General features: G+C 65.0%; 21 protein-coding genes. 9 read left to right on the top strand and 12 right to left on the bottom strand.

What is annotated here, in order from left to right; genetic code table 11:
* Positions 1-65: 65 nt before the first annotated feature.
* The 3 genes from fumC to AB8841_RS15660 are packed head-to-tail and all read left to right on the top strand — an operon-like array spanning position 66 to position 1,879.
* Complete coding sequence (gene fumC, locus AB8841_RS15670) at positions 66-1,460, top strand: class II fumarate hydratase (RefSeq protein ID WP_370436756.1); 1,395 nt, start codon at positions 66-68, stop codon at positions 1,458-1,460.
* 14 nt (positions 1,461-1,474) lie between these two features.
* Positions 1,475-1,663 (top strand): DUF4169 family protein, encoded by a 189-nt coding sequence (locus tag AB8841_RS15665; protein ID WP_370436755.1) that lies wholly within the window; start codon positions 1,475-1,477, stop codon positions 1,661-1,663.
* Entirely contained in the window at positions 1,664-1,879 is a 216-nt protein-coding gene (locus AB8841_RS15660) for a ribbon-helix-helix domain-containing protein (protein ID WP_370436754.1), read from the top strand.
* A gap of 27 nt (positions 1,880-1,906) precedes the next feature.
* On the opposite strand, the gene AB8841_RS15655 is transcribed toward AB8841_RS15660, so the two are convergent.
* Positions 1,907-5,473, bottom strand: coding sequence for an AsmA family protein (locus tag AB8841_RS15655; RefSeq protein WP_370436753.1), 3,567 nt, complete (start codon positions 5,471-5,473; stop codon positions 1,907-1,909).
* An 81-nt stretch (positions 5,474-5,554) separates the two neighbouring features.
* Positions 5,555-6,970 (bottom strand): FAD-binding oxidoreductase, encoded by a 1,416-nt coding sequence (locus tag AB8841_RS15650; RefSeq protein ID WP_370436752.1) that lies wholly within the window; start codon positions 6,968-6,970, stop codon positions 5,555-5,557.
* 181 nt (positions 6,971-7,151) lie between these two features.
* Between AB8841_RS15650 and AB8841_RS15645 the strand changes: the two genes are divergently transcribed.
* On the top strand, positions 7,152-7,694 hold the full coding sequence (locus AB8841_RS15645; RefSeq protein ID WP_370436751.1) for a thioesterase family protein: 543 nt from the start codon (positions 7,152-7,154) through the stop codon (positions 7,692-7,694).
* Between the two features lie 105 nt (positions 7,695-7,799).
* On the opposite strand, the gene AB8841_RS15640 is transcribed toward AB8841_RS15645, so the two are convergent.
* Entirely contained in the window at positions 7,800-8,852 is a 1,053-nt protein-coding gene (locus tag AB8841_RS15640; protein ID WP_370436750.1) for an acyltransferase family protein, read from the bottom strand.
* Between the two features lie 196 nt (positions 8,853-9,048).
* Here AB8841_RS15640 and AB8841_RS15635 point away from each other — a divergent pair, with 196 nt between their 5' ends.
* Together AB8841_RS15635 and AB8841_RS15630 are read left to right on the top strand one after the other, a co-directional pair.
* Positions 9,049-9,546 carry a hypothetical protein gene (locus tag AB8841_RS15635; protein WP_370436749.1) on the top strand — a complete coding sequence of 166 codons (498 nt, stop codon included), beginning with the start codon at positions 9,049-9,051 and terminating at the stop codon, positions 9,544-9,546.
* A complete protein-coding gene (locus AB8841_RS15630) occupies positions 9,533-11,923 on the top strand; it encodes an ATP-dependent helicase (RefSeq protein WP_370436748.1) in 2,391 nt (796 codons plus the stop codon). Before AB8841_RS15635 ends, AB8841_RS15630 begins: the two co-directional genes overlap by 14 nt.
* A 266-nt stretch (positions 11,924-12,189) precedes the next feature.
* Here the strand turns inward: AB8841_RS15630 and AB8841_RS15625 are convergent, their stop codons facing one another.
* Positions 12,190-13,071, bottom strand: coding sequence for a manganese catalase family protein (locus AB8841_RS15625; protein ID WP_370436747.1), 882 nt, complete (start codon positions 13,069-13,071; stop codon positions 12,190-12,192).
* Between the two features lie 200 nt (positions 13,072-13,271).
* Between AB8841_RS15625 and AB8841_RS15620 the strand changes: the two genes are divergently transcribed.
* Positions 13,272-14,543 carry a class I SAM-dependent methyltransferase gene (locus tag AB8841_RS15620; protein ID WP_370436746.1) on the top strand — a complete coding sequence of 424 codons (1,272 nt, stop codon included), beginning with the start codon at positions 13,272-13,274 and terminating at the stop codon, positions 14,541-14,543.
* A 42-nt stretch (positions 14,544-14,585) separates the two neighbouring features.
* On the opposite strand, the gene AB8841_RS15615 is transcribed toward AB8841_RS15620, so the two are convergent.
* A complete protein-coding gene (locus tag AB8841_RS15615; protein WP_370436745.1) occupies positions 14,586-15,461 on the bottom strand; it encodes an SDR family NAD(P)-dependent oxidoreductase in 876 nt (291 codons plus the stop codon).
* Between the two features lie 156 nt (positions 15,462-15,617).
* On the opposite strand from AB8841_RS15615, the gene AB8841_RS15610 reads away from it, so the two are divergent.
* Positions 15,618-16,538 carry a 50S ribosomal protein L11 methyltransferase gene (locus AB8841_RS15610; protein ID WP_370436744.1) on the top strand — a complete coding sequence of 307 codons (921 nt, stop codon included), beginning with the start codon at positions 15,618-15,620 and terminating at the stop codon, positions 16,536-16,538.
* Positions 16,539-16,688: 150 nt separating this feature from the next.
* Here the strand turns inward: AB8841_RS15610 and AB8841_RS15605 are convergent, their stop codons facing one another.
* Positions 16,689-16,913 (bottom strand): hypothetical protein, encoded by a 225-nt coding sequence (locus tag AB8841_RS15605; protein WP_370436743.1) that lies wholly within the window; start codon positions 16,911-16,913, stop codon positions 16,689-16,691.
* A gap of 293 nt (positions 16,914-17,206) precedes the next feature.
* On the opposite strand from AB8841_RS15605, the gene AB8841_RS15600 reads away from it, so the two are divergent.
* Positions 17,207-19,027 carry an aminopeptidase P family protein gene (locus tag AB8841_RS15600; RefSeq protein WP_370436742.1) on the top strand — a complete coding sequence of 607 codons (1,821 nt, stop codon included), beginning with the start codon at positions 17,207-17,209 and terminating at the stop codon, positions 19,025-19,027.
* 112 nt (positions 19,028-19,139) lie between these two features.
* On the opposite strand, the gene AB8841_RS15595 is transcribed toward AB8841_RS15600, so the two are convergent.
* From AB8841_RS15595 to recN, 6 genes are all read right to left on the bottom strand, one after another.
* Entirely contained in the window at positions 19,140-19,439 is a 300-nt protein-coding gene (locus tag AB8841_RS15595; RefSeq protein ID WP_370436741.1) for an AzlD family protein, read from the bottom strand.
* Positions 19,436-20,146 (bottom strand): AzlC family ABC transporter permease, encoded by a 711-nt coding sequence (locus AB8841_RS15590; RefSeq protein WP_370436740.1) that lies wholly within the window; start codon positions 20,144-20,146, stop codon positions 19,436-19,438. The genes AB8841_RS15595 and AB8841_RS15590 overlap by 4 nt, the downstream gene beginning before the upstream one ends.
* A 63-nt stretch (positions 20,147-20,209) precedes the next feature.
* A complete protein-coding gene (locus AB8841_RS15585; protein ID WP_370436739.1) occupies positions 20,210-21,151 on the bottom strand; it encodes an AraC family transcriptional regulator in 942 nt (313 codons plus the stop codon).
* A gap of 46 nt (positions 21,152-21,197) precedes the next feature.
* Positions 21,198-23,357 (bottom strand): NAD-dependent DNA ligase LigA, encoded by a 2,160-nt coding sequence (gene ligA, locus AB8841_RS15580; RefSeq protein WP_370436738.1) that lies wholly within the window; start codon positions 23,355-23,357, stop codon positions 21,198-21,200.
* Positions 23,358-23,540: 183 nt separating this feature from the next.
* On the bottom strand, positions 23,541-24,746 hold the full coding sequence (locus tag AB8841_RS15575) for a multidrug effflux MFS transporter (RefSeq protein WP_370436737.1): 1,206 nt from the start codon (positions 24,744-24,746) through the stop codon (positions 23,541-23,543).
* 168 nt (positions 24,747-24,914) lie between these two features.
* Positions 24,915-26,591 carry a DNA repair protein RecN gene (recN, locus tag AB8841_RS15570; protein WP_370436736.1) on the bottom strand — a complete coding sequence of 559 codons (1,677 nt, stop codon included), beginning with the start codon at positions 26,589-26,591 and terminating at the stop codon, positions 24,915-24,917.
* Positions 26,592-26,601 lie beyond the last annotated feature (10 nt).

The raw sequence follows: 26,601 nt of genomic DNA, 5'->3' as shown, positions 1-26,601 counted from the left end.
GCGTTCACTGTTGCGAGAGCGTCAGTTTGAGATAAGAACACCCAACTCCATCGAAAGAGGTCAGGATGTCGCCCGCAACCCGCATCGAAACAGATACCTTCGGCCCCATCGAAGTTCCCGCCGACAAGCTCTGGGGCGCTCAGACGCAGCGCTCCCTCCAGAACTTCCGGATCGGCACGGACCGGATGCCCGTCCCGCTCGTCCACGCGCTGGCCATCGTCAAGCAGGCCGCGGCCCTCGTGAACAAGGACCTCGGCAAGCTGGAGCCCCGCATCGCCGACGCCATCGCGTCGGCCGCCGCGGACGTGGTGGAGGGCAAGTACGACGACGAATTCCCGCTCGTGGTCTACCAGACGGGTTCGGGCACCCAGTCCAACATGAACATGAACGAGGTGCTCTCGAACCTCGCCATCGAGCGCCTCGGCGGCGAACGCGGCAGCAAGAAGCCGGTTCACCCCAACGATCATGTGAATATGGGCCAGTCGTCGAACGACTCGTTCCCGACCGCCATGCATATCGCCGTGGCGCGCGAGATCCACGACCGCCTCGTCCCCGCTCTCAAGCATCTTCTCCAGGCCCTCGAGGCCAAGTCGGAAGCCTTCAAGGACCTCGTGAAGATCGGCCGCACGCATCTCCAGGACGCGACGCCGGTCACGCTCGGCCAGGAATTCTCCGGCTATGCGGCGCAGGTGCGCCTCGGCATTGCCCGCATCGAGCAGACGCTGCCCGGCATCTATGCCCTGGCCCAGGGCGGCACCGCCGTCGGCACGGGCCTTAACGCCCATCCCGAATTCGCGGAACGCTTCGCCGCCAAGGTGGTGGAGCTGACCGCCCTGCCCTTCACCTCGGCTGCCAACAAGTTCGAGGCTCTCGCCGCCCACGACGCCCTGATCTACACCCACGGCGCCCTGGCGAGCCTCTCCGCCGCCCTGTTCAAGATCGCCAACGACATCCGTCTCATGGGCTCCGGCCCGCGCTCGGGTATCGGCGAGATTTCGCTGCCCGAGAACGAGCCCGGCTCGTCGATCATGCCCGGCAAGGTCAACCCGACCCAGGCCGAGGCCATGACGATGCTGTGCTGCCAGGTGGCCGGTAACCAGACCACCGTCACCTTCGCGGGCAGCCAGGGCCATTTCGAGCTCAACGTGTTCAAGCCGGTGATGGTGAATGTCGTGCTGCAGTCGATCCGCCTGCTCGCCGACGGCGCGGTCAGCTTCACCGACAACTGCGTCGTCGGAATCGAGCCCAATGAGGACCGCCTCAAGGAGCTGATGGGGCGTTCCCTCATGCTCGTGACGGCGCTGGCTCCGACCATCGGGTACGACAAGGCCGCCGCCATCGCCAAGTCCGCGCACAAGAACGGCACGACCTTGAAGGAAGAAGCGCTCAAGGCCGGGGTTTCGTCGGAGGATTTCGAGGCCGTCGTCCGTCCCGAGACGATGCTTCAGCCGGGCGAATAAGATACAATCGCGCCATGGCTGAGATCATCAATCTGCGCCAGGCGCGCAAGCAGAAGGCGCGGGCCGAGAAAGAGGCCCGCGCCGAACAGAACCGGATTGCCTTCGGTCGCACCAAGGCCGAGAGGGAATTGACCAGGGCCGAGCGCGAGTTGGCCGAGCGCCGGATCGATTCCCACAAGCGCGATGAGACCGAGACGCCCTGAATGGCCGCGGGCATCGTCAAGCGCTCCGTCTCGATCGCGGGTCACAGGACCAGCATCTCTCTCGAAGAACCGTTCTGGCAGATCCTGCGGGAGATCGCCGAGCGCGAGAAACTCTCCGTCCAGGCCCTGATCGGGCGCATCGACGCCGAGCGGGGGGAGCAGAATCTCTCATCGGCCATTCGCGTGTTCGTGCTGATGGATCTGCGCGAGCGCTGACCCCAGCCATCGCGCAGGAAAGAGGCTTTATCGCTCGGGGTTGCCGTAGACGGGCGGCGGAGCGCGCAGCTCGATGGGAGGATTCAGCGGCGGCAGCGACCCCCGAGCCGGCGCAGGCGTCTCGTCGTCCGGCTGCTGGCGCTGTTCGGACTGAAGCCGCTCCGCATCCCGACGCGCTTTCTCGGCTTCCGCCTGAGCCTGGGCCTGACGAGCCGCCTCCTCGGCCGCGGCCTTCGCCCGCTGACGCTCCGCCTCCTTCTGCGCCTGGATCTGGCGCTCGCGCTCGGCGGCGGCCCGCTCGAAGGCCTCGATCTTTTCGAGCTCCCGCTTGAGGACAATGGCGGCAAGCCCATTGCGGAACGGACCCGCATCCACCTCCCGCACCGGATTGGCGAGCGAGCCGCGCCAGTTCAGGCCGATGGAGGGCGGCGCGCCGGTCCAGGTGGCGGGCGATGCTTTCGCGACGAGCGAGCCGCGCGCATCGAGCGCAAGTGTATTGAGATCGAACGTCACCGCGCCCTGCCAGGTGGACGGCCCGCCATCGACCACGAAGGGCGACAGCCGGAATGAGCCGCCGACGAGCGCCGCCGAAGTGGTGACCGCTTGTGTCGCGAGCGCGGAACGGCTCAGCTCGCCATCGATGATGCCCTCGGCCTTTCCTTCGGCGAGTGGCTCGTTCTCGGCCAAGGCACGCTTGAGCGCACGATCGAACACGGCGGGATCAGCCGATGGGACACGGAGTTTCGTGATCCTCCAGTCGCCGGCCCCGCCGAGCGCCGCGACCAGCTGCGACATGCTCGCGCCCGCCGTGCCGAACTTCAGATTGCCTGACAGGATCGCCTCGATGGGCGTCGTTCCGCCCAGGGCCCACAGCGGCACGCTGTCGAGGGCGCCCTCGCCCACGACGGTCGCCGTCGCTCCCTGACGGGTGATGGTCGTCGTGCCGGTCAGGCGCCCCGTCCCGACATTGGAATCGAGATTGCGGATCGAGATGCCGTCGGGCTGCGCCGCGACGGTAAAGCTCGCGCGGGTCGCTTGAATGCCGCGCCCGAGATCGAGGGCGCCGACCCGGAAGAGCACCTGTCCACCACTGACGAGCCGTCCGCTCTGGCCGAACGTGGCGTTGGACCAGATGGCGGTGGCATTCGGGTCGCCCGGCACGTTCAGCGCAAGCGCCGCCGTCAGCCACGGGAGGGACAGCTTGTCGAGCGAAACCTCGCCGTCGATGTCCGAACGGGAACGAACGTTGAGGCTGGCCTGCACGGCATTGCCCGCGACCTGGCCCGAGACATCGAGGTGGCTCGCGTCGCGGACCCGGCCCAGCGTGACCCGCGCCTTGACCGGCACGGGCGGCTTCACGCCTGCGCCGTCGCCCAGGAGCAACAGGAAAGGCGTCACGTCCGCCGTGGCGAACTCCGCCTCGCCGCTGTCCACGACATCGTCGGCCTCGCTCAGGGCGAAAGGCCGCGAGGTCGTGATCTGCGCTCCTGCGACGTCGCCCGCCACGGTGACGTTGAACCGGCCGGACCCGACCCGGGCGCCGCGCAGCTCGATCCTGGACGGACGATCCAGCCCCGGCAGGCTGGCGCGATTCACCCAGCGGCCGGTATTCTCGGTCGTCAGAGCCAGGTTCAAGCTCTCGGTGCGCCCGTCGACCGCGTCCACGCTGCCCTCGATGGAGCCTCCTGCGGCCGTGCCCTTCATGGTCGTGCGCAGGCGCAGCTCCGTGGAGCCTGGGGGCGGAGCCACCCGCTCGGCTCCCACCTGCACGTTGAGCGCGCCCTCGCGTACGAAATGCGGCACAAGCTTCGACACGCCGCCGATCCATACGCTGCCGATCAGATCGATCAGGGGAGCCGCGCGTTGCGCCGTGACCTTGCCGCTGATGCTGCCGGAACCATCGGGCGCGATGCGCCCGCTCACGCGGGCATTGGCCCCGGCGAGATTCACGATGTCGAGATTCTCGACGAGCAGCGCCTTGCCGTCGGAGAGAATGCGCGCCGCGATGCGGCCGGTTGCGGAACTCTTGCCCGCGCTGACGCCGCGGGCATCGAGAATGAACCCGACGTCCAGATTCTGGGTCGCCTCGAACACGCTGGAGACCTGCGGCAGCTGATCGAGGTTGAGGTTCTGAATGGCGACCTGAGCTTCGAGCCGGCCGCGTTCGTCGGGCTCGGGAAGCGTATAGCGCAGGTTGCCGGTGGTGACCGCGTCGCCGATCTTCAGCCGCATCCGGCTCAGAGACAGGACCGGGTTGCTGAAGACGACGTCGGAGGAAACCTCGACGGGTCGCCCGTCGAGCATGTCGAGGAACGGCGAGCGGATCTTGATGCGATCGAGATAGCGCGCCAGGCGGTCCGAAGCGTTCGAGGCCAGGGCCACCTTGCCCTCGATTCCGCCTGGGGCCGTCAAGCCGAGCTGACCCTCCATTGCGACACGGGTTTCGCCCGGAGCATTGAACTCGACGAGGTCGAGGCGCGCCCGTCCGCGCTCCAGCGACAGGCGGAGATTGGCGTTGGTCAGGTCCTCCTGTCCCAAGCCGATGCTGTCGATCTTGAGATCGAGATCGATCGGCAGGGCGATGGGCGGCAACGACCATTGCTTGAGCCGAGTGGCGAAATCCTGGCCGTTGGAGGAGAGGATGAAGCTGTCGGCATCGAGCCGCCGCCCCTCGAGCTTGAGCGCGATGCGGGGCTCGGTGATGCCGACGCTGCCCGTTCCCGTCATGCGCAGGCTCGCGCCGCCTTCGCCGGCTTCCACCGCGACGGTCTCCAGCGCCACGGTGCCATCCGCAGTCTTGAAATCCGTTTCGACGGCAATGGGGATGGGGATCCCGGCGGCCGCGATCTGAGCCGGGGGACCGAACAGGACCTTGGCCTTGCCGGCAACGTTCGGGATGCTGTTCCCGGCCGAGATGTCGTCCAGGGCGACCCGGGCATCGATGTCGAAGCGCGGGTAGATATCGCCTCCACCCCCGAGCTTGACCTGAACGCTCCTGTCTTCGGCGAGTTCGCCCGTCACCAGCCGGAAGGGCACCCCGGCCGTCGTGCCCTCGACCCGCCAGGGGCCGATGAGCTTCTGGCCCTCGATATGGACGTTCTCCGCGAAGGCCTGGTTCGTATGCCCCGTGACCGCGGCCTGGGTGGTGACCAGGAGCTGGCCGATATTGAGGCTCTCGATGGCCCATTCGCGGCTGCGGCCGCTGCCCGACACCAGATCGGCGGGCAGACGCCAGTCGCCCTTCCCCGAGACAGGGACGCGGATATCGGCCCGACCGACGCGGGTTTCCGTGAACCGCACCTCGCCCTTGAGGAGCGGCGTCAGGGCGATTTCGGCCATGACGTCGTCGGCGGTCAGGATCGGAGAATCCGCCGTCTTTCCGCCGAGCCGCAAACGGTCGAGAACAATTCTCGGAGCCGGCAGCAGGCGAATGGAAATGGCCCCCTCGGTCCGCGTCTGTGTGCCCGACGCGCGCGAGATCATCCCGTCGACGGTGTCACGGTAGTCCTTCCAGTCGATGAAAGGAGGGGCAGCGACGGCAACCGCGAGGATCAGGATCACGATGGCTGCGATGATCGTCAGGATATCGCGCAAGAGGGTTATGGTCTCCGTTTCACTCTAGCTCTCTAGCCCATCGATCGGGCGATCGGGAGCGCACCAGGCGCTCCTTCCACCTCAAAGTGCAACGATCTTACCCGGATTCATGATGTTGTGCGGGTCCAGGGCCCGTTTCAAGACGCGCATGAGGTCGAGTGCGGCTTCTCCATGCTCAATTTCCAGATACTTCATCTTTTTCTGGCCCACGCCATGCTCGCCGGTGCAGGTCCCCTCCATGGCGACGGCCCGCTTCACCAGGCGATCCACGAAGGCTTCGCAGGCCGCGACCTCCGCAGGATCATCCATGTTCACCAGCGGCTGAACGTGGAAATTGCCGTCGCCCACGTGGCCGACGATGGGAGCGATCATGCCGCTTTCCAGGATGTCGCGCTTGGTGGCGTCCACGCATTCGGCCAGACGGGAGATCGGCACGCACACGTCCGTGGCCACCGATTGCGCCCCGGGGCGCAGGCCCCGCGCCGCCCAATAGGCGTCGTGCCGGGCCTGCCAGAGGCGCGAGCGCTCCTCGGGCTTCGTGGCCCATTCGAAGGGCTGATCCGTGAATTCGGCCGCGATCTCGCCGAACCGCTCGGCCTGCTCCCGGACACCGGCGTCGGTGCCGTGGAACTCCAGCAGCAGCAGGGGGCTCTCCGGCAGGGAGAGTTTCGCGTGCAGGTTGACGGCCCTGACCTGCACCTCGTCGAGAAGCTCGATGCGGGCGACCGGGATCCCCGACTGGATCGTCATGATCACCGCGTCACAGGCGGCTTTCACCGACGGGAAGGGACAGATGCCGGCCGAGATGGCTTCCGGAATGCCGTTGAGCTTGAGGGTGATCTCGGTGACGATGCCGAGCGTGCCCTCGGAGCCGATCATGAGACGGGTGAGGTCGTAGCCTGCCGAGCTTTTGCGGGCGCGGCTCGCCGTCTTCACAATCTCGCCGTTCGGCAGCACGACCGTGAGGGCCAGAACCGCATCCTTCATCGTGCCGTAGCGGACAGCATTGGTCCCGGACGCGCGGGTGGCGACCATGCCGCCGATGGAGGCATCGGCGCCCGGATCGATGGGAAAGAACAGGCCCTTGTCGCGCAGGAACTCGTTCAGTGCCTTGCGGGTCACGCCGGCCTCGACCACGCAGTCCAGATCCTCCTCATGGACTGCGATGATGCGCTTCATGAGGCTCAGGTCGATGCAGACGCCGCCATCCGGCGCATTGATGTGGCCTTCGAGCGAGGTGCCGGTTCCGAAGGGAATGACCGGGACTCCTGTCGCCGCGCAGAGCTTCACGATGTCGGACACGTCCTGGGTGGTCTGGGCATAGACCACGATGTCCGGCGGCTGGTTCTTCACCCAGGTCAGCGTATGCCCGTGCTGCTCCCGCACGGCGGCGGAGGTGACGACCCGGTCGCCGAAACGGCTGGAAAGATCGGCCGCAAGGGAGGCGACGGCGGCCTCCGAAGGTCTGGGACGGCTGGGCGAAAGGGACGCGTTCATGGTGGTTCTGTCGGTTCCGATTGCAATGCTCGTTATCCATACCTAACAAAACCTTCCCTAACGCAATACTCTAGAAGGCAAATGGGCCAAAAAGCCCATGCACAGCCTGAAGATACGTGCTAACATTCCCATTCTTGCCGAGGGCGATGCTCGTGACTCACGTGGAAACAATGAGCTGACCATGGAGAAGAAGACACCCGTATTCTTCTTTGCACCCTTCGTTTCGTCCGCGATGCGGGTCGAGCCGGCCTGGGTCGACTATAACGGTCATCTGAACATGGCCTATTACCACGTGCTGTTCGACCGGGCCGTCGATGAAGCCTTCGGGATGGTAGGCCTGGGCCGGGACTATGTGGAGGAACGCAACGCGTCCTTCTTCGCCGCGGAGACGCACACGCTCTACAGGCGCGAACTCAAGGCCAGCGATCGGGTTCGCGTTACCCTCCAGCTCATCGACCATGACGAGAAGCGGATCCACTACTACCTGGAAATCCGCCATGCGGAAGAAGGCTGGGTGGCGGCCACGACGGAGGGATTGTCTCTCCACGTGGACATGAATACCCGCAAGGTCTCACCCTTTCCGGACGATATCGCGGGCAATCTCGCCGTGATGAAGGCGGCTCATGCGCGGCTTGCCAGGCCGCAGACCCTCGGACGGATCATCGGCATTCCGGCACGGCTCGATCGGCACGAGGCCATGCTCGCGTCCCGAACGCGACATTAGAGCATCGAATGCAAGAGTGGGCATCGGATGTGGGTTCGATGTCCCGTCCGATGCTGCAGGCGCCTCCACCGGCCGCCCCGTTTGCCGGCCCGGCGTTCCGTTTGATCAAGCCAGCTTCAGCCGTCCCGGCTCCGACCGCCGGCGAAACCACTGGGTCATGGGCCGCTCATACCATCGGAAGACTAGGAGAGAGGCCAAAACCGCGCCCGCGAGGACCAGCGCAACATAGCCCCATGTGCCGATCACGGGGCCGAGGCCCGTCCGGAGGACGATCTCCCGGCTGGCCCGGATGACGAAAGGATGGACGAGATAGAGCGCATAGGATGCATCGCCTAAGGCATTCCCTATGCGTCCGAGCCATGTCTCCGGCCTGACCCGCTCCGCGCCGAGGGCCGCGGCGGCGACGAAGAAAGCAGCCGGAACGCCATAGGCGACCGGTCGGGGCAAGGACGCGTTCGCTCCGGCCAGGAGCAAGGCCAGCCCCCCGATCGCGAAAGCGGCGCGGACGCCGCGCGGAAGAACAAGCCCTTGGTCCTTGAGATGCGCGAGCGCCACGCCGAAGGCGAATTCCAGGATGATCGGGCTGGTCCAGAAATCCAGGGGCTGCGGGAGCGAGACCACGCCGCCGACGACCGTTGCGGCGAGCAGGACGCCGATCAGCATCCCGATCGATGTCCGCTTCGGCCATGCGAGGGTCAGGGCGAACAGGACATAGAAATACATCTCGTAGTTGAGCGTCCAGCCCAGGGTATAAAGCGGCTGCACCGCTCCGTCAGGGCGCTCCAGGGGGATGAACAGATAGGAAGCCAGGATGAAGCCAGGCTCGAGAACTTCGCTGTTGAGGATCCCAGGCAGCGCAAGGGCGACGGCAAGGTAAAGGCTCGTGACGGTCCAGTAGAGGGGAACCACGCGCCCCAGGCGACGCACGAGGAAAACCCTGCCTGCACCGGGAGAGCCGAACAGCTTCTGCGACGAATAGACGATGATGAAGCCGGAAATGACGAAGAAGACATCGACCCCGGCGGCCCAGGGGATCCGATCGAGCGGCTGAAACTGCCCGCCGAGCCTTGCCGCGATCGCACCCGCATCGAATTGGGCATGGTGGATTGCGATCGCCAGAGCCGCGCAGGCCCTGAGGACCTGGATGTAAAGCAGCATCGACATTCCGCGAGCCCGCCCCCAGCACCTGAATGTCGTGCTTGACCATAAAAGCTTGGCCGGACTAAGGCGGCGAGCAAGCAATGTTGCGCGCCGACCGGGCGGGAAGGCCCGGCACGCAACGGGACGCCATTTCAGAAAACGCCCCTCACCCGCAATCACTTCTCGCTAGAGCACCGGACGTGAAACCGAATCTATGACCGATGCTGTAAGCCTCTGTTTTGGAGCATCTTTCCACGCAAAACCGATTCTCACTCTTGCATTCGATGCTCTATTAGCAACGGATCGCGCCGGGAGGGCACGCGCCGGGCGGCCTGGAAAACAGCCGGTCCCGGTCGAGGTTCTGCCTGAGAAGGTTGTGCTCGACCTGATTCTGCTGCTGCAGGCTTTTCAGGCGCTGGTCTTCCTGAATGTTGCGGTTGATATCCTCGACCTGCCGCTCGTTGACGCTCTTGCGCGGCAACCGCGCCGTCTGCGCCTCTGCGGCCATAGGCATGATGATTCCGAGACAGAGGACAGCCGTGACGAAGAAACGCATGGGAACATTCCTTTAAAAGCGATCGATCCTTATATGGCGATGGGAGCCTCGTCCGGCAACGGCGGCGGGCTCTCGCCCGCCCACGCGCCAAGAGGCATTTCCGGGCTCGACGCCGTTCGCCTTTTGATCCATGGTCGCGCCGATGAATCAGCCTGATAACAGCCCCGATCCTCACGATGGCCCGGCCCCGGACGACTTGGCACACCAGCCCTCCTCCGGCTCCCTGAGCGCCCGTGCCCGCGCGGCAGTCGCGCCTCAACTGGCCTATCTGAACGGCCTGAACCCCGAGCAGCGCGCCGCCGTGGAGGCCACCGAAGGCCCCGTCCTCGTGCTGGCCGGCGCCGGCACGGGAAAGACGCGGGTGCTCACGACCCGCATCGCCCATCTGATCGCCACCGGCAAAGCCTGGCCGTCGCAGATCCTCGCGGTCACCTTCACCAACAAGGCGGCCCGGGAGATGCGGGAGCGCATCGGCCGCGCCATCGGTGACGTGGCCGAGGGCATGCAATGGCTCGGCACCTTCCACTCCATCGGCACCCGGATCCTGCGCCGTCACGCGGAACTCGTCGGCCTGCGGTCGGACTTCACCATTCTCGGCACCGACGATCAGCTGCGCCTGATGAAGCAGGTGATCGAGGCGGAAGGGATCGACGAGAAACGCTGGCCCGCGCGCCAGCTCGCCGGCCTCATCGACAGCTGGAAGAACCGCGGTCTCGGCCCCGATCAGGTCGCGGCCGGCGAAGCAGGCGCTTTCGCCAACGGCAAGGGCGGACGCCTCTACCGCGCCTATCAGGAGCGCCTGAAGGTTCTCAATGCCGTCGATTTCGGCGACCTTCTGCTGGAATGCCTGCGCCTCTGGCGCGAACATCCGGATGTCCTGGAACAGTACCAGGAGCGTTTCCGCTACATGCTGGTGGACGAGTACCAGGACACCAACGTCGCGCAGTATCTCTGGCTGCGCCTGCTCGCCCAGAAGCGCAAGAACCTTTGCTGTGTCGGCGACGACGACCAGTCGATCTACGGCTGGCGCGGCGCCGAGGTCGACAACATCCTTCGCTTCGATCACGACTTTCCGGGCGCCACGGTCATCCGCCTCGAGCGCAACTACCGTTCCACCGGCCACATCCTCTCGGCGGCTTCCGTCCTGATCGCCAAGAATCAGGGACGGCTCGGCAAGACCCTGCGCACGGAGGACGAGCTTGGCGAGAAGGTGACGATCACCGGCGCATGGGACTCGGAGGACGAGGCGCGTCTCATCGGCGAGGAAATCGAGGCTCTGCATGCCAAGAAGCATCCGCTCTCGGAAATCGCGATCCTCGTGCGCATCTCGGCGCAGATGCGCGAGATCGAAGATCGTCTCGTGCAGCTCGGTGTCCCCTATCGCGTCATCGGCGGCCCGCGATTCTATGAGCGCGCGGAAATCCGCGATGCGCTGGCTTACCTGCGCGTCGTGAACCAGCCCGCCGACGACCTGGCCTTCGAGCGCATCGTCAACGTGCCGAAGCGCGGCCTGGGCGATGCCACGATCCAGGTGCTCCATAACCATGCGCGCGCCGCGCGCGTGCCCCTGACGGAGGCGGCCCGCTTCATCGTCGAGACCGACGAACTGAAGCCGAAGCCGCGCGCGACCCTGCGCGACCTTCTCATCTCGTTCTCGCGCTGGTCGAAACTGTCCGAGACCATGTCCCAGGCGGACGTGGCCCAGACGGTGCTGGAGGAATCCGGCTACACCGACATGTGGCAGAAGGAGAAATCCGCCGATGCCGCAGGTCGCCTCGAAAACCTCAAGGAGCTCGTGCGCTCCATGGAGGAGTTCCCGGATCTCCAGAGCTTCCTGGAGCACGTCTCCCTCGTGATGGAGGCGAACGAGAGCGATACCACCGAGCGCGTGAGCCTGATGACGCTCCACGCGGCCAAGGGCCTCGAATTCGATACCGTGTTCCTGCCCGGATGGGAGGAGGGCCTCTTCCCCAGTCAGCGCGCCCTCGACGAGAGCGGCCGCGCGGGCCTGGAGGAGGAGCGGCGCCTGGCCCATGTGGGCCTCACCCGCGCGAAGCGTCATGCGAAGATCTACTTCGCGTCCAACCGGCGCATTCACGGTCTATGGAACTCCACGGTTCCGAGCCGCTTCATCGACGACCTGCCGGAGGCGGATGTGGAGATCGTGGAGGCTCCCGCGAACTTCTCCTATGGCGGCGGATATGGCGGATCACGCTTCGATCGGGTGCAGCCGTTCGGAGGCTCTTCCTATCAGACACCCGGCTGGCAGCGGGCCCAGGCCCACCGTGCGAGCACGGCGGACGGCGGCTACTCCGCCCGCCGCTCAGGCGAACGCCGCGGCCCGATGATGATCGAGGGCGAGCTCGTCGCAAAATCCACCGGGGCCTCGGGCTTTTCCGTCGGCGGACGTGTTCTGCACTCGAAATTCGGCCCCGGTACCATCGAGGCTGTGGACGGCAACAAGCTCACCGTCGAGTTCGACAAGGCCGGGCGCAAAATGGTGCTCGACAGCTTCGTCGAGGCCATGGGCTAGCGTCCGGAACGAGTTCCGTTCGTCATGGCCGTGCACGTTGCGGCCGTCCATGCTTGAGAACGACGGTGGCGCCAGGACGTGGATGCCCGGCACGAGGCCGGGCATGACGGCGCTAGCGCATCGTGCGGAAAAGTGGACCCGGTATTCGCTGACGCGGCCCTTCGGGTCCGCAATGAACGATGCGCTGTCCTCTAATGGGAGCATCGGATGCAATCCCAAAAGTGGATTCCACTTTTCGCGTCCGATGCTCTAGCCGATGAGCACGATCATTCCGCGGCTGTTGGCGCAGTCGGTGCGGCAGGAGTGCCGTAAACGCGCGGATCGATCTGGCTGAGCTGACCTTCGTCCTCGGTATAGGCCGGGGGGCGATCCACATAAGTGAACTGCCCCTTGCCGTCCGGTGCAGGACCTCTCGCCCAGCGGCCGTCCTGGCTTTCCATACCTTCGGAGTGATTGAGGAGCTGATAGGCCACTTCGCTCTTCTCGAGGCTCTGCGGGAAGTTCGAAGGCACCGGCGTCATCTCGAGCCCGTCCTCTTCCAGCTCCTTGATGGCGGCGAGCCATTGGTTCTGATGCATGGTATCGCGGGCGATGAGGAACGAGAGCATGTCCCTGACGCCCGAATCGTTCGTCATGTTGTAGAGACGGCTCACCTGCAGTCGACCCTGGCTTTCCGCCGTGACGTTGAACCGGAAATCGGCGAGCAGATTGCCGCTCGCGATCGTGTAAGCCGAAGTCCACGGATTGCCGATGCTGTCCGACGGGCGCGCGCCGAGACCCGAAACGATCATGTGCTGCGGGTTCATGCCGGCCACGATGGCATCCTCCACGCGCGCGCCGCCCATCACGGCACCGACGACGGAGTTCTTCGCCATGTCCTCCTGCTGCTCGACCGGCGAGGTTTCGAGCAGACGCGCAATCATGGTGGCGAGCATCTCCACGTGACCGATCTCCTCGGTCCCGATATCCATGATCATGTCCTTGTACTTCTGCGGACCGCGGCAATTCCAGCCCTGGAAGAGATAGGTCATCATGACGCTGATCTCGCCCCACTGGCCGCCCAGGGGCTCCTGAAGCATCTTGGCGAAGAGAGGATCTGGCTTCTCGGGCTTGGCGTGATAGGCCAATTGCCGCTGGCGAAAGAACATCGGCTTGCTCCTGTCTGGTTTGAATGTGACGACTCCGTCCCGGGTGCGGGTCTGTCATCCAACAAGAGCGATATGCGGTTGTTCCCGATCTTTGGCGTGGGACCCCTTACTTTAGACTAGTTCCGATCTGCATTTAACCTCTAGCTTCAAGCGGGTAACTATGGAACCATCCCGCCCGGAAATGGTCGAGAGAGGTTCTCATGTTCCCCTTGTCCCACATGCTGAGATCCTTCGTGCGCACGGGAACGCTGAAGGTCATCGACGCGGATGGCAACGTGCATGTCTTCGGCGGAACGAAGCCGGGCCTTAACGTCACCATGCGGCTCACGGACCGCTCGCTCTATCACAAGCTCTTCCTCAATCCGGAGCTGCATGCAGGCGAGGCCTATATGGACGGCCGCATGAGCTTCGAGGAAGGCTCCACATTGCGGGACTTCCTGAATCTCTTCTCCCAGAACCGCTCGACCCTGGCCAATTATCCGCTTCAGAACGCGCTCAAGCGCATCTCCCGCGCCGTGAAACGGTTTCAGCAAGCCAACCCCGTCGGCAAGGCGCAGCAGAACGTCGCGCACCACTACGACCTCGGGAACGACTTCTACAAGCTCTTCCTCGATAAGGGCATGCAGTATTCCTGCGCCTATTTCATCAACGATGACGACACTCTCGAAGAGGCGCAGCAGAACAAGCTGCGCCTGATCGCTTCGAAACTGCAGTTGAAGCCCGGTCTCAGGATCCTCGATATCGGCAGCGGTTGGGGTGATCTGGCGCTCTATCTCGCGGCGATGGAGGATGTGGACGTTACCGGCGTAACGCTCTCGAAGGAGCAGTACGAACTCTCCAACGAGAAGGCACGGCGCGCAGGCCTGTCGCACCGCGTGCGCTTCGAGCTTCTCGACTACCGCAACATCGACAAGCGTTTCGACCGGATCGTGTCGGTCGGGATGTTCGAGCATGTGGGCGTGCATCATTACGGCGAGTTCTTCGCCAAGATCAACGCGCTGCTCGACGATGATGGTCTGATGGTTCTGCACTCTATCGGCAAGATGAGCCCGCCGGGAACCGCGAGCCCCTGGCTGCGGAAATACATCTTCCCCGGCGCGTATTCTCCGGCCCTGTCGGAGGTCTTTCCTGTCGTGGAGCAAAACAGCCTGTGGGTGACCGACCTCGAGTTCCTGCGCCTGCATTACGCGAAAACCCTCAATCACTGGCACAGGCGTTTTGAAGCCAACCGCGAGACGATCGCCGCCATGTATGACGAGCGCTTCTGCCGGATGTTCGAATTCTATCTCATCAGCGCCGAGACGATGTTCACCACGGGCAGCCAGCTCGTCTTCCACATGCAGCTCGCCCGGAAACGCGATGCCGCCCCCATTGTGCGCGATTACGTCACCGACACGCAGCGCGCGTACATGGCGAAGGAAAACGAGCGCCTCAAGGTTCTCGACGCCGCCAGAGAGCTGACGCCGGTCTGATCATCCCTGACAGCCTGGGCCGTCTTCGGCAAAGAGCGTCCATCAGGTCAGCGTCTCGTAATCCTTGTTCTTCAGACCGTCGTGAGAATGGCGCGTGGGCAGCGTGTTCTTCGGCTGCGTCTTGAAATGGGAGGATGCCTTTACTCCCACGGGACCCTTGGAAATCGTGATGCCGCCGTCGACCGTGTAGAGCGCGCCGGTGACGAAACTCGCCTCGTCCGAGGCGAGGAAGCAGAACACGTTCGCCACTTCCTCCGGGGTCCCGCGCCGCCCCATGGGGGTCGCCTGCGTGATCATGGTGGCCAATTCCGAATCCATCGGGCCTGTCGACTCGTGCGTCCAGGCCGTATCGATCGGCCCGGGGCAGACGCAGTTCGCACGGACGCCATACGGCACCTGCTCCGCCGCGACACCGCGAATGAAGGAATGGATGAAGGCCTTCGTGCCCCCATAGGGCGTGTTCTTCGGATGTCCCAGCATGCCGGCTTCGGAGCCCGTGGCGAGGATGTTGCCATGGGTTTCCTGCAGGTGAGGCAAGGCGAACTTCGTCATCAGGAAGACCGAGCGCACGTTGGCCCGGAAGGTCTCGTCGAACTTGTCGATGGGATAATCCTGTGTCTCCGCGACCGCCAGGAACACGCCCGCATTGTTGACGAGCACGTCGATGCGTCCATAGGCGCTCACGCAGGCCTCTACGGCAGCTTGAGCGTGATGCTCCTCGGCGATATCGCCAAGATAGACTTCCGCGAAGCCCCCCGCCCCGTTGATGAGCCGTGCCACGTCCTCCACCGGATCGTCGGGCAGGCCGACGAGGAGAAGGCGCGCGCCTTCGCGGGCGAATTTGAGCGCGATGGCTTCACCGATCCCGGTGCCGGCACCGGTGATGATGGCGACCTTGTCAAAAAGACGTCCGGACATGGGGGCTCTCCTGGGGGCTCTCCTGCGGGCGCACCCGCCATTGCAAACAGATGAGGAATTGGGCGTTTGCAAAACGGGCGCGACTCCGGGCGGTTCCGGCTCGTGTGCGCCTCATGGTCGCTTGAGGCGTGACACGGGGGGTGCTAGAGCAGCCCCATGCTTGAAGGTCTCCACCCCAATCGCCCTACCCATGTCTTCCGGATCACCACGGACGGGCGCTCCGCGCGCGCCATGACGGATCTGATCGGAGAGATTTTCGATCCGGCCGAAACGGCCGTCGCCTCCTTCGAGTCGACGGAGGACGGTCCCTGGCTGCTCGAGGCCTATTTCGCCCATGAGCCCAACGAGGCCGCCATTCGCGACCTCGTCCGTCCCATCGTCGGAGCCGAGGCGGACAAGGGCGTGTTCCTGCCCCTGGAGCAGAAGGATTGGGTGAAGAACTCCCTCGAAGGCCTGAAGCCCGTACGGGCCGGCCGCATCCTGGTTCACGGCTCACACGACCGGGAGCAGCGCCGCAGCAGCGACATCGCCATCGAGATCGAGGCGGGTCTTGCCTTCGGCACCGGCCATCACGGCACGACGCTGGGATGTCTGAGGGCTTTCGCGGACGAGTTGAAGATCCGCACGCCCCGCCACGTGCTGGATGTGGGAACCGGGACAGGCATCCTGGCCTTTGCGGCCGCCAAGGTTCTCAAGCGCCCCGTGATCGCGGGCGATATCGATCCGGAAGCGGTGCGGGTCGCGAAGGAGAACGCGCGGCTCAACGGCATCGGGCCGTGGATGAGGCTCTATGTGGGCCCCGGCACGCGCAACGTGGAAGCCGACCGGCCGGGCCATTTCGATCTGGTCTTTGCCAATATCCTGGCAAAGCCCCTGCGCGTGCTGGCGCCCTCTCTGACCCGCGTGGCGAGTAGCGACGGAGCGCTGATCCTGTCAGGACTTCTCGGCCATGACGTTCCGGGCGTGCTGTCGGCTTACGCCCATCAGGGCTGGTATCTTCAGCGTCGGTACGATCTCGAAGGCTGGGCAGCCCTCGTGCTGAAGCGGGGCAGCGCACGTCCGCAACCCCGCCATTGATCTGGAAGGCTTACTCGGCGAGGGCGCCAGGATAGCGTCGCGCCAGTTCACGGCGGAGACTGATGGTGTCGGCGACGATCTCGCGGATGACTTTCATGGCGGTGACGATCAACATGGCTTGTTCCTTCTCTCTTCAGTCGAATTCTTGTCTCAGATCTTGAACGGCAGATCATTGCTCTGCATCAAGAAGTCGGCGATATGTTCCTGCCTGCGGGCCAGGTCAGCCATCAGAGCTTCGTGACGGCGCAACCGGCGCGCTGCATCCCGGGCGCGGCTTTCGGCAAGAGCGCTCATGACGTTCCTGACGACCAGTGAAAACGTGGACGGGATCTGAACCTGACCGGCATAGACGGGCAGGAAAGCGGCTGTGTTCATGGGCTCATCTCCAACGGATTGGTGTTGAGACCCTTCAGATCAGCGTTCCTCTGTTCTTGTTACGCTATATGTAAGCCCCACTCGACTTTAGTAGTAGATGGACCGTTTGCAGGCGAGCCATGCGCATTTTGCACTGCACAATCGACAGGAGCCGCCCGGCGGGCAGATCCCGCTCAACAGATAGGCACAATGTCTACTGCATATGCAGCCTCATGCGCAGCGTCGCGGTTGCAGGGCATCCCGCTCCGGCATAGCGTGCTGCCTCCCTCATTCGATTTTCCGGTGCTGTTCGGATGGCTCAGTTTCAATTCTTCGACGACACGACCTCCCCCTCCCAGGGGCCCGCTCATATTGCCAAGCTGCGTGCCGAACTGACCCGCCGCGGCTTCGACGGCTTCATCGTGCCCCGGGCCGACGAGCACCAGGGAGAATACGTGCCCAAGAGCGCCGAGCGCCTGGCCTGGCTCACCGGCTTTACCGGGTCAGCGGGAACGGCCGTCATCCTGCTGGACAAGGCGGCCCTCGTGGTCGACGGGCGCTACACGGTCCAGGCCGCCGAGCAGGTCGATACTTCCGTGATCACCCCCGTTCAGCTCGCCGACAGGTCGGCCGAGGATTGGATCGCCGCGAACCTGCCGGAGGGCGGCATGCTCGCTTACGATCCCTGGCTTCACACGAGCGACAGCCTCAAGCGCCTGGAGCAGGCGGTGGCACGCGCCGGCGGTTCGCTCTCACCCGTCGACATGAACCTTGTCGACGTGATCTGGATCGACCGCCCTGCCCCGCCGCAGGCGCCGGTCCGTCCCCATCCGCTCGACTATGTCGGCGAGACGGCCGAGTCGAAGCTGGAGCGGGTTCGCAAGAAGATGGCGGAGGCCAAGCTCGATGCGCTCGTGATCTCCGACCCGCACAACCTCGCCTGGGCCTTCAACCTGCGGGGCGGCGATGTCGGTCACACGCCTCTGCCCCTCGGCTATGCGGTCCTGCCGAGGCAAGGCCGCGCGAGCCTGTTCTTCGATCCGGCCAAGATCACCAACGAAGCCGGGGCCGCGGTGGGCGAGCTCGCCGAATTTGCCCCTATCGCGTCCTTCCAGAGCGCCCTGGATGCCCTCGGTCAGACCGGCGGCAAGGTGCGCATCGATTCGGCGACGGGCGCCGTCGCCCTGATCCGGCGGATCGAAGCCGCCGGGGGCACGGTGGACGTGGGCGCAGACCCCATCGCCCTCATGAAGGCCGTGAAGAACAAGGCCGAGATCGCGGGCTCTCATGCGGCTCACCTGCGCGACGGCGTCGCGGTCGCCCGCTTCCTGGCCTGGCTCGACCGAGAGGCGCCGAAGGGGCAGCTCACTGAAATCGACGCGGTCGAAGCCCTGGAAGGCTTCCGCGTCGAGACCGGGGCTTTGAAGAACATCTCGTTCCCGAGCATTTCCGGCGCCGGCCCCAATGCGGCCCTGCCCCATTACCGGGTCACAACGTCGAGCAACCGCAGGATCGAGAACAACCAGATCTTTCTGATCGATTCCGGCGCACAGTATGAGGACGGCACGACGGACATCACGCGCACGATCATCGTGGGCGAACCCAGCCCCGAGATGAAGGATCGATTCACCCGCGTGCTGCTGGGGCACATCGCCATCGCCCGCGCCGTGTTTCCGAAAGGCACGACGGGCGCGCAGATCGACGCCTTCGCGCGCAAGCCCCTGTGGGATGCGGGCCTCGACTTCGATCACGGCACCGGCCACGGGATCGGGAGCTTTCTGTCCGTGCACGAGGGTCCGCAGCGCATCGCCAAGACCGGCACGACCCCCCTGGAGATCGGCATGATGCTGTCCAACGAGCCGGGCTTCTACAAGCCGGGCGCCTACGGCATCCGCATCGAAAACCTGATCCTCGTGGAGCCGCGCACGATCCCTGGCGGCGACCGCGACATGATGGGCTTCGAGACGCTGACCTTCACGCCCATCGATCTGCGGCTTGTCGAGCCCGCCCTGATGAATGCGGACGAGATCGCCTGGCTCGACGCCTATCACGCCACCGTGCGCGAAAAGATCGGCCCGCTTCTCGATGATCAGACACGAAGCTGGCTCGAGGACGCAACCCGCGCCGTCGGCTAGAGCATCGGACGCGGGAAGTGGAATCCACTTTTGGGATCGAATCCGATGCTCCCTTCTTAGAATGAGCGCATCGTTCTCGCGAAAAACCGGATCCACTTTTTCGCACGATGCGCTAGATCAGGTTGCGCAGGATAACCACGGATGCGACGCCGACGACGATTGTCGCCAGCAGCGGCAGCCGGAAGGCCGCGACAGCGGTGATGGCGGCGGCGATCGCTTCCGCCCACCCGGTCGTCAGCGCGGTCGGCGCGATGACGGAGACCAGCACCGCGGGCGGGATCGCATCGAAGGCCGCCTTGGCTCGCCCCGTGAGCACGAGGCGGTCCGCCACGAAGAGGCCCGCGATCCGCGTAAAATAGGTGACCACCGCCATGGCCACGATGGTGAGAAGGGTCGTCGTGTCGAGGCTCATGGTTCTCCCTCCCGAGGTGCCGAGAGATAGGCCGCGGCGATGCCTGCCAGCGCGCCCGATGCCACGTGCCATGGCGCTCCGACGAGATGATGCACGAGAGCCGCAACGGCCGCGCTGACGCCGACCGTGACCAGGGTCACGCGGCTGCGGCCGAAACCGGCGATGAGGCCGATGAAGAGGGCCGTAAAGGCGAAGTCCGCACCGATGCGCGCGGGATCGCCCATGAAGGAGCCGAGCACGGCGCCGAGCGTCGTCGACGCGGTCCAGTTCGCCCAGAGAACAAGAGCCATCGCCGCCCAATAGGCGCCGGTGACGGGCCGCTCGAGAGCCCGGCGCTCCGACAGGGCCCATGCCTCATCGGTCAGGAAGAAGAAAGCGAAGAACCGCTGGAGCCCGGTGAGATGAATCTTCGGTCCGAGCGAGGCTCCCATCAGCACGTGGCGCGCATTGATCAGCAAGGTCGCGAAGGTCAGCGCGGCAATCGGCGCGGGATGCGCCCACGCCTCGATGACGGCGAATTGCGCGCCACCCGCATAGACGAAAGCGGACATGAGCGCGACCTCAAGCGCCGACAGCCCCTTGGCCGCGGCGACGGCGCCGAAGAGAAGCCCGATGGGAACGGCGGCGATCGCCACAGGAGCAATGTCACGCAAGCCTGCGCGGATCTCGCGCCTGTACGTAGAGAAAATTGGGGTGGGTTGATCCATGGCCATCCTCGTTTCCTCTCATATGAGACAGAGACGAGGAAGCGTCTTGGATAAAATTGCGGTTCACGCCTGACGGCAGTTCCCTAGATGCCAATCCCCTTGATGGCGGGCTCCTTCATGGCGGACCCCTTCATGGCGGACCCCTTGGCGGTATGCCCCCGGTGTCACGCCCATGCGGGCCTTGAAGACACGGTTGAGATGGCTCTGATCGAAGAACCCACAGGCCAGGGCCACGTCGCCCGGAGAATCGCCCTTCGCCAGCAGGCGGCTTGCCGCCCGGAAACGCCGGTCCATGAGATAGGCATGGGGCGTCAGACCGGTTTCTCTGGTGAAAGCCCGGATGAAATGGCTCCGTGACAATCCGGCAAGCTGGGCGAGATTTTCCAACTCGACCTCCCGGTCGAAATGAGCCTCCAGGTAATCCTTCGCCGGCCTGATGTTCTTTGCAGCGTCGCGTGCGAGCGGAAGCCCGTCGAGGTCGGCCCAGCGGGCAATCAGCTTGGTCAGGAAGGCGATGAGACGCGTATCCTGCTCCAGTTCGGTCGTGCGCACCCCCTCCTGCCCCAGGCAGGCGAGAAGCCGGGCGAGCGTCAAAGCCAGTTCGGCATCATGGATCACGGAATGGATGAACCAGGGAGCATGCGGCAGGGGCCGCCCTGCAACGTCCTCCGCGATCTCCTTCATCAGCTCCGGCGGCGGATAGAAGGTCCGATAGACGAAGCCCTCCCCGTAAGGCTCACCGTCATGGACCTCGTCCGGGCATACGACCGCGATGCTGCCCGCAGGGGCATAGCGCTGCTCGCCCCGGTGAAAGAAGGTCTCGCACCCGGCCAGGATCGCCGCGATGGCATAGGTTTCATGGGTGTGGCGGGCATAGGAATGACGCCGGAAGGTGGCACGCAGACACCCCAGGCCGCGCAGACGCGAGACCCGCCAGAAATGCGTCACATCGCCCCTCCCTCTCTGGTCGGGATCGATCGAAAGCTCGGGAGTGATCACCGTCATGCCCGGATCATGCCATATCGGCCGGCTCAAGTCTTGGACCGGAATCTCATCCTCGCCCCACGAGAGCGAACCAGCCGTCCTCGTCCATGACCTGTAGGCCGAGCTCGGCCGCCTTGGCCAGCTTCGACCCGGCTCCGGGGCCGGCAACCACGATGTCGGTCTTCTTGGAAACCGAACCCGCGACTTTGGCGCCGAGGCGCTCGGCCATGGCTTTCGCCTCCTCGCGGGTCATCTGCTCGAGGGAACCGGTGAAAACCACCGTCTTGCCCGCAACGGGCGAATTGACGCTCGCCGGTGCCTCCATGGGCTCGGCATTCACCTGGGCCAGCAAGGCATCAAGCATCTCTTCGTTGTGTTCCTCCCTGAAGAACTCGACGATGGCCTCGGCAACCACGGGGCCGATCCCGCCGATGGCCGTGAGTTCCGCATGGGCTTCAGATGCCGGGTCCGCCGCCGCCTTGGCCGTTTCCCGCAAAGCCTCGAAGGTGCCGAAATGCCGGGCGAGCAGACGCGCGGAGGTTTCGCCCACATGCGGAATGCCGAGGGCGAAGATCAAGCGGTTGAGGGCAATCGCGCGCCTGGCCTCGATGGCCGCGAAGAGATTGCGCACGCTCGTCTCGCCCCAGCCTTCCCGGTTCTCCAGGCGCTTGAGGCCGCGCGCATTGCGCTCCGCCAGCGTGAAGATGTCCTGCGGGCGTCGCACCAGGCCTTCCTCGTAGAACTCGTCGATGCGCTGCTCGCCCATGCCCTCGATGTCGAAGGCATTGCGCGACACGAAATGCTTCAGGCGCTCGCGCGCCTGCGCCGGGCAGATGAGGCCGCCGGTGCAGCGGCGCACCGCATCCTCCTTGCCCGTGCGCGGATTGACCTCGCGCACCGCGTGACTGCCGCAGGCCGGGCAATGGGTCGGAAACTCATAAGGCTTCGCGTCGGCGGGGCGCTTCTCGAGCACCACGTCGAGCACCTTCGGGATGACGTCGCCCGCGCGGTTGATGACGACCGTATCGCCGATGCGGATATCGACACCGTTGCGGATCTTCTCGCCGTTGCCGCCGATGCCTTTGATATAGTCCTCGTTGTGCAGCGTGGCATTCGACACCACGACGCCGCCCACCGTCACCGGGCGCAGGCGAGCGATCGGATTGAGCGAGCCCGTCCGGCCGACATTGATCTCGATGCCCTCCAGGACGGTCACGGCTTTCTGCGCCGGGAACTTATGAGCGAGCGCCCAGCGCGGGGAGCGGGACACGAAGCCGAGGCGCTGCTGGAGGCCCAAGTCGTCGACCTTGTAGACGACGCCGTCGATGTCGTAGCCGAGATTGGCACGATCGGTCTCGATGGCATGGTAATGTTCGAGCATCTCGGCGACGCTGGAGCAGCGGCGCGTGAGCGGGTTCACCTGGAAACCGAAGCCTCTCAATGCTTCCATCATGCCGTATTGCGTATCGGCCGGCATCGCGCTCACCTCGCCCCAGGCATAGGCGAAGAAGCACAGGGGACGCGAAGCCGTGATCTTCGGGTCGAGCTGGCGCAGGCTTCCGGCCGCCGCATTGCGGGGATTGGCGAAGAGCGGCTTGCCGGCCGCCTCCTGCCGCTCGTTGATCGCTGCGAAATCCTTGTGCGAGAGATAGACCTCGCCGCGCACCTCGAACACGTCGGGAACGTTCCGGCCCTTCAGCACATGCGGAATTTCGCCGACCGTCCGGGCATTGTTCGTCACGTCCTCGCCCACCGCGCCGTCGCCGCGGGTCGCCGCCGTGACGAGCTTTCCCTTCTCGTAGCGGATGCTCAGGGAAAGGCCGTCGATCTTGGGCTCCGCCGTGAACACCAGCGGAGCATCGGCCTTCCATTGCAGGAAGCGGCGGATGCGCTCGACGAACTCCTCCACCTCCTCGTCGGCGAAGCCATTGGCCAGCGAGAGCATCGGGATTCGATGCCGGATCTTGGCGAATTTCTCGGAGGCCCTGGAGCCGACCTTCTGGGTCAGACTCTCGGATGTCTTGAGCTCGGGGAAAAGCCCCTCCAGAGCCTCGTAGCGCTTGCGCAGGGCATCGTATTCCGCGTCCGAGACGGTGGGTGCGTCGTCCTCGTAATAACGTCGGTCGTGTTCCGCGATTTCGCGGCCCAGGTCCTCGTGCTCGGCGCGAGCTTCCGGGAGTGTCAATTCGTCGACGGGCTTCAGGGAGGGGGCGTGTTTTGCGGACATGATCGAATCGAGGTTGATGTGAGGTGAACCATAGCGCCTTGGCTCCGACTCTCCAGTAGGCCGGAGGAACCGGAGGCCCAGAGCATCGGACGCAAAAATGGGAACCGGTTTTGCGTGAGAAGATGCTCAAAACATAGACTTACAGCATCGGACGTGAGTTCGATTTCACGTCCGATGCTGTAACTAGACCTTGGGTGTCCCTTCCTGCCGCGAGGCGATCCAGAAGGCGATCTGGCTGATCACCCCTGCCCCGGCCAGAACGCCTGCCGCGGCGAGTGCCGGATCGCGCCCCAATCCGGACAGGGAGGTACAGATCGCTCCGACCGCCATCTGCGTGAACCCGTAGAGGCCCGATGCCGAGCCGATCAGCTTCGGATTGACGCTCACGGCCTTGGTCAGAGCGGCAGGGCTCGACAGACCCGCGCCGATCGTGAACAGAACCATCAGCCCGATCGCGGAAAACGCATCGACCGCTCCCATCAGAACAAGGCTCAGGAGGATCAGCGCCGCACAGGTGCTCAGTGCGTTGGCCCCGATCATCAGGGGCTCCATCTTCACCCGGCCGATGAGGCGGCTTGCAAGGGCGCTTCCAATGGAGGCCCCCACGGCCAGCAATCCGAGCGCGATCCCGACATCATGCGCAGGACGGCCCAACTCCTCGAAGATGAAGGGTGCCGCCGCGATGAAGGCATAGCTCGATGTCGTCGCGCAGCTCCCGCCGACCGCATAGCCGAGGAACGCCCGTGAACCCAGAAGCCCTTTGTAGTCGCGCCCCAGAGAGGCCACGCTGACCATGCCCGAGCGTTGCCCGGTTTCCGGCAGCAGCCGCCAGACGCACAGGATGTTCGTCGCCCCGAGCACGACGAGCAGCAGGAAGATCGAACGCCAGCCGAAGCTGGAGGCCAGGAGTCCGCCCAAGAGCGGCGCGAGAGCCGGCCCGATGACCACGATCAGGTTCATCACCGCAAGCTGACGGGCGGCTGCCTCGGGGCCTGAGATGTCCCGCACCATGGCGCGCCCCAGAACCAGGCCGGCGCAGCCGCCGAGCGCCTGGAAAAGCCGCGCGGCGATCAGGGCATAGACTCCGGGAGCCAGCCCTGCGGCGATCCCGGACGCGGTATAGAGGACAAGCCCCACCATGAGGATCGGCCTGCGCCCGAAGCAATCGGAGAGAGGGCCGTAGACCAGTTGACCGAAGGCAAGGCCGAGAATGTAGAGGCTGATGGTCATCTGCATGGCGGCGAAGCTGGCGCCCAGATCCTGAGCGGCGATCGGAAGCGCCGGCACGAACATGTGCATCGCCAGGGTGCCCGTGAAGGTGATCAGCACGAGCAGCCAGAGAGCGGGCTTGCGCTTCGTGCCGTCTGCAGAGAAGGGATTGTGCCTCACAAGGATGAAGCCTTGCCAAGAAGTGAGGAATGAAGGCCCGGGCCACTCACGGAACCGCGCCTGTGGGGCCAAGCCTTGAGCGAGCCTCCTGTTTGCGCCTCAATTCCTTATCAACTGGTTAGCCGGCTTGCTCCGCAGGGCGATAGCCCCGCTGAGCCAACACGATCCTCAATGCGCGCCCGCTTCCAAGAGGCGGGCGGCGGCGGCGCGGGCCTCCTCGGTGATCGTCGCACCGGCGAGCATGCGGGCGATCTCCTCGCGTCGCGGAGCGGCATCCAGCGGAATGACGCGGGTCGCCACGCGATCCTCGGCACCGACGATCCCCTCCTTGGCGATGAGGAAATGGCTCGAAGCCCGTGCGGCCACCTGGGGCGCGTGGGTCACGGCCATGACCTGGACGCCATTGGCCAGGCGCGCGAGGCGCTGGCCGATGGCGTCCGCCACGGCACCGCCGACGCCGGTGTCGATTTCGTCGAAGACGAGGGTCGGAGCCGAGCCCTTGTCCGCCAGCACCACCTTGAGCGCCAGCATGAAACGGGATAGCTCGCCGCCGGACGCCACCTTCATGAGCGGCCCCGGACGGGTGCCCGGATTGGTCTGGGCCCAGAACTCCACGCGCTCGAAGCCGGCAGGATCGCGGCTGTCCTCGTCGGTCTGGATGTCCGTGATGAAGCGGGCCCGCTCCAGCTTGAGGGGCGGCAGCTCGGCCTGCACGGCCGCATCGAGCGCCTGCGCGGCTTTCCGGCGCCCCTCGGACAGCTTCCTGGCGGCTGCGAGATAGGCCCGGTCGGCGTCCTTCAGGGCCTTCTCCAAGGTGGCGAGCCGCTCCTCTCCGGCATCGATGGCCGCGACGTCACCCTCGAAACGCTGGCGCAGAGCCGCGAGATCGTCGGCGGGTACGTCGTATTTACGGGCGGCGGCCCGAAGCGCGAAGAGACGTTCCTCGGTCTGCTCCAGCTCGCGGGGATCGTACTCGGTGGCGCGGATTGCCTCCTCGAGAGCCGCACGGGCCTCGTCGATGGCGACCAGCGCCGCATCGAGCGCCTTGACGGACGGGTCCACGAGAGCCGGCGCCTGCGCGCTGCGTCGCTCCAGCTTGCGCACGGCAGCCGAGAGCTCCGGGATCGGAGACGAGTGGCCCGCAACAGCCTCGAAGGCCTCGCTGAGATCCTGAGCGACCTTCTCGGATTGCATCATGACGACCCGGCGCTCGGCCAGTGCCTCCTCCTCCCCCGCCAGTGGATTGAGCGTGGTCAGCTCCTCCACGGCGTGGCGAAGAAAGTCGGCTTCCTTGCGGGCCTTTTCGATGCGGCTGCGATGCTCCTGCAGGGCATTACGGGCTTCCCTCACGCGCCGGGCTGCTTCGCCCACGGCCTGCAACTCGTCCGAAAGCCCCCCGAATGCATCGAGAATCGCCCTATGGCTGACGGGATCCACGAGAGCGCGGTCGTCATGCTGACCGTGGATCTCGACGAGGGTTGCCCCGATGGCCCTGAGCACCTGGACGCTGACCGGCTGATCGTTGACGAATGCACGGGTGCGCCCGTCGGCAACCTGGATACGGCGCAGGATCAGGTCCCCGTCCACGTCGATCTCCGCCTCGCGCGCGACGCGTCGGGCAGGATGATCCATCGGGCAATCGAAGACGGCAGTGACCTGCCCTTGAGATTCGCCATGGCGGACGAGGCTTCCATCGCCTCGGCCGCCGAGGGCCAGAGCAAAGGCGTCGAGCAGGATCGATTTGCCCGCGCCCGTTTCACCCGTGAGGACGGAGAGCCCCTCGTGGAAATGGAGCTCGAGCCTGTCGATCAGGACGATGTCGCGTATCGCCAGCTGGATCAGCATGGAAAGTGAG

Origin of the sequence: Microvirga sp. TS319 (assembly GCF_041276405.1) — a bacterium.
Taxonomy (GTDB): domain Bacteria; phylum Pseudomonadota; class Alphaproteobacteria; order Rhizobiales; family Beijerinckiaceae; genus Microvirga.
The sequence above is the reverse complement of the archived record's forward strand: the minus strand, read 5'-3'. Positions and strand labels throughout refer to the sequence as shown.

Coding starts and splice junctions, on each gene's coding strand:
- fumC (WP_370436756.1), top strand. CDS start 66: ATGTCGCCCGCAACCCGCATCGAAACAGATACCTTCGGCCCCATCGAA.
- AB8841_RS15665 (WP_370436755.1), top strand. CDS start 1,475: ATGGCTGAGATCATCAATCTGCGCCAGGCGCGCAAGCAGAAGGCGCGG.
- AB8841_RS15660 (WP_370436754.1), top strand. CDS start 1,664: ATGGCCGCGGGCATCGTCAAGCGCTCCGTCTCGATCGCGGGTCACAGG.
- AB8841_RS15650 (WP_370436752.1), bottom strand. CDS start 6,970: ATGAACGCGTCCCTTTCGCCCAGCCGTCCCAGACCTTCGGAGGCCGCC.
- AB8841_RS15645 (WP_370436751.1), top strand. CDS start 7,152: ATGGAGAAGAAGACACCCGTATTCTTCTTTGCACCCTTCGTTTCGTCC.
- AB8841_RS15640 (WP_370436750.1), bottom strand. CDS start 8,852: ATGCTGCTTTACATCCAGGTCCTCAGGGCCTGCGCGGCTCTGGCGATC.
- AB8841_RS15635 (WP_370436749.1), top strand. CDS start 9,049: ATGACCGATGCTGTAAGCCTCTGTTTTGGAGCATCTTTCCACGCAAAA.
- AB8841_RS15630 (WP_370436748.1), top strand. CDS start 9,533: ATGAATCAGCCTGATAACAGCCCCGATCCTCACGATGGCCCGGCCCCG.
- AB8841_RS15625 (WP_370436747.1), bottom strand. CDS start 13,071: ATGTTCTTTCGCCAGCGGCAATTGGCCTATCACGCCAAGCCCGAGAAG.
- AB8841_RS15620 (WP_370436746.1), top strand. CDS start 13,272: ATGTTCCCCTTGTCCCACATGCTGAGATCCTTCGTGCGCACGGGAACG.
- AB8841_RS15615 (WP_370436745.1), bottom strand. CDS start 15,461: ATGTCCGGACGTCTTTTTGACAAGGTCGCCATCATCACCGGTGCCGGC.
- AB8841_RS15610 (WP_370436744.1), top strand. CDS start 15,618: ATGCTTGAAGGTCTCCACCCCAATCGCCCTACCCATGTCTTCCGGATC.
- AB8841_RS15605 (WP_370436743.1), bottom strand. CDS start 16,913: ATGAACACAGCCGCTTTCCTGCCCGTCTATGCCGGTCAGGTTCAGATC.
- AB8841_RS15600 (WP_370436742.1), top strand. CDS start 17,207: ATGGCTCAGTTTCAATTCTTCGACGACACGACCTCCCCCTCCCAGGGG.
- AB8841_RS15595 (WP_370436741.1), bottom strand. CDS start 19,439: ATGAGCCTCGACACGACGACCCTTCTCACCATCGTGGCCATGGCGGTG.
- AB8841_RS15590 (WP_370436740.1), bottom strand. CDS start 20,146: ATGGATCAACCCACCCCAATTTTCTCTACGTACAGGCGCGAGATCCGC.
- AB8841_RS15585 (WP_370436739.1), bottom strand. CDS start 21,151: ATGACGGTGATCACTCCCGAGCTTTCGATCGATCCCGACCAGAGAGGG.
- ligA (WP_370436738.1), bottom strand. CDS start 23,357: ATGTCCGCAAAACACGCCCCCTCCCTGAAGCCCGTCGACGAATTGACA.
- recN (WP_370436736.1), bottom strand. CDS start 26,591: ATGCTGATCCAGCTGGCGATACGCGACATCGTCCTGATCGACAGGCTC.